At 61.9% G+C, this 4,700-nt stretch carries 4 protein-coding genes and 1 pseudogene; 4 read left to right on the top strand and 1 reads right to left on the bottom strand.

The genetic code is table 11. The annotated features are described in order from the left end of the window. Positions 1-513 precede the first annotated feature (513 nt). Positions 514-747: a hypothetical protein gene (locus ACLHHB_RS11610; RefSeq protein ID WP_410218441.1), complete on the bottom strand. Its 234-nt coding sequence runs from the start codon at positions 745-747 to the stop codon at positions 514-516. A gap of 585 nt (positions 748-1,332) precedes the next feature. Here ACLHHB_RS11610 and ACLHHB_RS11605 point away from each other — a divergent pair. From ACLHHB_RS11605 to ACLHHB_RS11590, 4 genes and pseudogenes are all read left to right on the top strand, one after another. Beyond that, on the top strand, positions 1,333-1,710 hold the full coding sequence (locus ACLHHB_RS11605; RefSeq protein ID WP_410218440.1) for a LacI family DNA-binding transcriptional regulator: 378 nt from the start codon (positions 1,333-1,335) through the stop codon (positions 1,708-1,710). 179 nt (positions 1,711-1,889) lie between these two features. Then, on the top strand, positions 1,890-2,828 hold the full coding sequence (locus tag ACLHHB_RS11600) for a sugar ABC transporter substrate-binding protein (RefSeq protein ID WP_410218442.1): 939 nt from the start codon (positions 1,890-1,892) through the stop codon (positions 2,826-2,828). A 53-nt stretch (positions 2,829-2,881) separates the two neighbouring features. Next, positions 2,882-4,411 (top strand): sugar ABC transporter ATP-binding protein, encoded by a 1,530-nt coding sequence (locus tag ACLHHB_RS11595; protein ID WP_410218439.1) that lies wholly within the window; start codon positions 2,882-2,884, stop codon positions 4,409-4,411. Positions 4,412-4,426: 15 nt separating this feature from the next. After that, positions 4,427-4,700: pseudogene (locus tag ACLHHB_RS11590) on the top strand (ABC transporter permease); the annotation flags it as partial.

Genomic DNA, 4,700 nt, shown 5'->3' with positions numbered 1-4,700 from the left:
ATTGGTGCCGAGAACTATCCAGTCTCATGATGCAGCGTCACGCATGCTGCGGGCCTTATGGCGTTTCGAAAGTCGGGTCAGGAAACCGGAGCCTGCTCGACGGCAGCCTGCTGCACATTAGTTTTCCCACTCCCGCTTTACGAGTTTTGCGTCAAACTGTTCCTTGGCCTCTTGTATTTCGACACTTTCGCGCTTTCCGCGACTTGCGCTGCAGCGGTCGGAGGTTGACAAATGCCGCTACCGGCCACTCACTCAGCCAGCGCCACCCATACGAGTATGGGCGGCTTGCGCGTCAGCATCTACTGTTTGATGATGACGTTATTCACCCCGATGATCAGCAGCCACCTGAACGATCGTTCGCCCGTCTTCGTTGCGGTTCCGAACGCTTGTGAATGCACCACCTTGGATCGAATTCTGCCGCGGCACCAGACCAAGACCCGAAACCGGCCACTTTGCAAAGGTCCCGGTGGCCGGTCAAGGACCGCAATGTCTGTGGCAGCAAGCAGGCCGATGTCAGACACTGTCGTTAGCCGTCGAGCGACTTTGCTCTCCTTCCACTGAGGAGCAAGCTTCGGTGTCAGGCTTAATGATCTCCGTTTTCAGATGCCACGGTGCTGCGACCAAAGCCTTCAGTGTCACGATGGCATTGGCAGGCAAAATACTTTCCGGGTTCTCGACCATGGCAACAGGCCGCTCGATGTCGACATCGCTTTCCGCACGATCCGCCGAACTCGCCTTGATGTCCACGCAGGGGGTTGACCGCCTGCGTGCGCTGCCGGATCAGCAACTTACGGATGCGGAAGATCATGAGCATTCCTTGTCGCTCTTCATGGATCCCAAACACATCGTCAGCGGCCTTGCGGCGCCAGAAATAGTCTCGGCATTCGCGGCAGCATTCTTCTGGCGGATGACGAAGGGCAGCTCGCAGGCGAGATCACACGCAGTTGATGACGACTCCTTACAATCTTGCGGCCGCAGAAACGGGCGCTGTCACGAGCGTCCATCGCGATGATGCGGGGCGGCCGCAATCCAATGATTGCCGGCGCCTGTTCCGTCTCAGCTTCTGGCGCAATACCGCCTGCCCGTTACGTCAGCCTCGAATGTCTGCATTCCGCTCCTCACCAGTTCAGCCTGATCGAGGTGATCTCCGACATGATACCTCATCCCTCTTGGATCGCGGCAGACCAGGTGCGGCACATAGATGCCGTCAAGACGCAGCCCGTCATTGGCAGAGTTCCTCGGAGTGGCGTGCCGATGCAGAGCTGCATGCCCGAACTGCTGGTGCAGGATCAGACTTGTCATGAACCGGCAGGTTGGTGATACAAATTCCTTATGCAAATGATGGGAGATGTGATGGCCAGACCTACGATCGCTGATCTGGCACGTGCCGCGGATGTCAGTACCGCAACTGTCGATCGTGTCCTGAACGGCCGCTCCAATGTACGCGAGGAGACGGTGCGCCGCGTGCACAAGGCGGCAGAGGACATCGGTTATCACGCCGCCAATGTCATCCGGCACCGGATGCTGGCGGACCGGTCCGAGCTGCGCCTTGGTCTTGTGCTGCAAAAATTCAAGCACCGCTTTTATCAAGACGTTCTGGCGATTTTCGAGCAGCAGGCCCGAGCCAACACCAGGCCCGCGTCCAGATCGTGCCGCGCTTTGTTGAAACGGCGCAGCCCCGGGAACTGGCCGAGGTGCTGCTGGCGCTGAAGGGCAGGGTGGATGCGGTCGCGGCGACCGGGCTGCACCATCATCTTGTGGACACTGGCAGTGCAGGAGTTGAGGAACGCGGAAACACCGTGCCCGCACCCGATCCCTTCGGGTGGCCGGATGCCGCATGCCCCTGGTTGCAGGTGGCGCGGAGGCGCCCAGAGTGGAGGAAAGAGGACGTGAAGACATTCCTGATGACGACGGCACTTGTTGCCGGACTGGGCAGCGCCGCATCGGCTGAGAACATCGGTGTCTCGATGGCGCTGTTCGACGACAACTTCCTGACGGTCCTGCGCAACGGGATGCAGGATTATGCTGCGGGTCTGGATGACGTCACCTTGCAGATCGAGGACGCCCAGAACGACGTGGGCCGGCAACTGAACCAGATCCAGAACTTCGTGGCCTCGGGCGTGGACGCCATCATCGTGAACCCGGTGGATACGGATGCCACCGTGGCCATGTCGAACCTGGCGGCCGAAGCGGGAATCCCGCTGGTCTATGTCAACCGCCAGCCAGTGAACCTGGACGACCTTCCCGAGAAGCAGGCCTTTGTCGCCTCGGATGAGCTGGAGTCGGGCACCCTGCAGACGCAGGAAATCTGTCGCCTGCTGAAGGAGCAGGGCAAGGGCGAGGGCGCCCGCGCGGTTGTCATGATGGGCGAGCTGTCCAACCAGGCGGCCCGCATCCGCACCCAGGACATCAAGGACGTGATCGCCACGGAAGAGTGCAGCTTCATCGAGATCGTCGAAGAGCAGACGGCGATGTGGTCGCGCACCCAGGGCACCGACCTGATGACCAACTGGCTTTCTGCAGGGGTCGAGTTCGATGCCGTCATCTCGAACAACGACGAGATGGCCATCGGAGCCATCCAGGCGCTGAAGACGTCGGGTGTTGCCATGGACGATGTGGTCGTAGGCGGCATCGATGCGACCGCGGACGCGCTGGCCGCCATGGAGGAGGGCGATCTGGACGTCAGCGTCTTCCAGAATGCGGCGGGCCAGGGCGAGGGCGCGGTCGATACGGCGCTGAAGCTGGCGCGTGGCGAAGATGTCGAGTCGAAGGTCTATGTGCCCTTCGAACTGGTGACGCCGGAGAACCTGGCCAACTACCAGCACTGATGTGCAGCCGGGCCTGCGCAAGGCGGGCCCGGTCATCACAGGGAGGAACGATCATGCTTGACGCAGCAGGTGCTTCCGCACGCGATGTTTATGCCGGTGAATACATCCTCGAGGTGGACAAGGTCCGAAAGGAGTTTCCCGGCGTCGTCGCGCTCGATGACGTGCAGCTGAAGATACGGCCAGGGACGGTCCATGCCCTGATGGGCGAGAATGGCGCCGGCAAGTCGACGCTGATGAAGATCATCGCTGGCGTCTATACGCCTGACCGGGGCGAGGTGCGCTTTGCCGGCAAGGCGCTCGACATCCGCACACCGCTTGACGCGCTGAACTCCGGCATCGCGATGATCCATCAGGAACTGAACCTGATGAACACGATGACCGTGGCCGAGAACATCTGGATCAGCCGCGAGCCCAAGAACGCGTTCGGGCTGATCGACCACGGCGAGATGGCGCGGATGACGCGGGCGCTGTTTGCGGACCTGGGCATCCGGCTGGCGCCCGAGGACATGGTGGGCGATCTGACCGTGGCGCAGAAGCAGATGGTCGAGATCGCCAAGGCCGTGTCCTTCAAGTCCGACGTGCTGATCATGGACGAGCCCACCAGCGCGATCACGGAAACCGAGGTGGAGCACCTGTTCCGCATCATCCGCGACCTGCGCGCCAAGGGGGTCGGCATCGTCTACATCACCCACAAGATGAGCGAGCTGTTCGAGATCGCGGATGAAGCGACCGTCTTCCGCGACGGCAAGTTCATCGGAACGGTGGCCGCGCAGGACGTGACGCGCGACCAGATCATCAAGATGATGGTCGGACGCGAGATCACCGACATGTTCCCCAAGATCGACTGCGAGATCGGCGAAACGATCCTCGAGGTCCGCAACCTGACGCTGCCCGGTGTTTTCGAGGATGTCAGCTTCACGCTGCGGCGAGGAGAGATCCTGGGCGTGGCCGGTCTGGTCGGATCGGGCCGGTCGAACGTGGCCGAGGCGGTGTTCGGGGTCCGCCCGGCGACCAGCGGCGAGATCCTGATCGACGGTCAGGTTGTGGAGATCAAGTCGCCCCCGGTCGCCATGCGCCACGGCATGGCCTTCCTGACCGAGGATCGCAAGGAAACCGGCTGCTTCCTGAACCTCGACTGCATCGAGAACATCCAGGTCGCGCTCTTGTCCAGCGGCAAGGTGGACAACCGCGGCTTCGTCAACCAGCGTGAAGTGAACCGGCTGGCCGAGGAGTTCTGCGCCAAGCTGCGGGTCAAGACGCCGAACCTGGCGGAAACGGTGGCCAACCTGTCCGGTGGGAACCAGCAGAAGCTGCTGATCGCGCGCTGGCTGCTGACAAAGCCGCGCATCCTGATCCTGGATGAACCGACGCGCGGCATCGACGTGGGCGCAAAATCCGAGATCCACCGACTGATCACGCAACTCGCGGCCGAAGGCGTCGCGATCCTGATGATCTCGTCCGAGCTGCCCGAGGTTCTGGGCATGTCGGACCGGATCATGGTCATGCACGAGGGCCATGTCAGCGGCTTCTTGGACCGGTCGGAGGCCGACCAGGTGCGGGTCATGGAACTCGCGGCGAAATAAGGGGGAGGACCCGAAATGGCAACACAAGCAATCGGCGCCGAGCGCGCGGCGCCCAAGGCGCACCGCAAGCTGCCCTCGGAAATCAACATCCTGCTGGTCCTGATCGGGATCGCCCTGGTTTTCGAGATCCTGGGCTGGATCTTCCAGGGGCAGACGTTCCTCGGCAATATCGGCCGCCTCAAGATCATGATCCTGCAGGTGTCCGTGATCGGCATCATCGCCGTGGGCGTGACGCAGGTGATCATCTCGGGGGGCATCGACCTCAGCTCCGGCTCGATCGTGGGCGCGG

This window comes from Paracoccus sp. (in: a-proteobacteria), from assembly GCF_046462195.1.
GTDB lineage: Bacteria > Pseudomonadota > Alphaproteobacteria > Rhodobacterales > Rhodobacteraceae > Paracoccus.
Note: the sequence above shows the minus strand (reverse complement) of the source record. Positions and strands in the feature narration are given on the sequence as shown.

Excerpts from the sequence above, each read along its gene's own strand:
- ACLHHB_RS11595 (WP_410218439.1), top strand. The coding sequence starts at position 2,882 with ATGCTTGACGCAGCAGGTGCTTCCGCACGCGATGTTTATGCCGGTGAA.
- ACLHHB_RS11605 (WP_410218440.1), top strand. The coding sequence starts at position 1,333 with ATGCAAATGATGGGAGATGTGATGGCCAGACCTACGATCGCTGATCTG.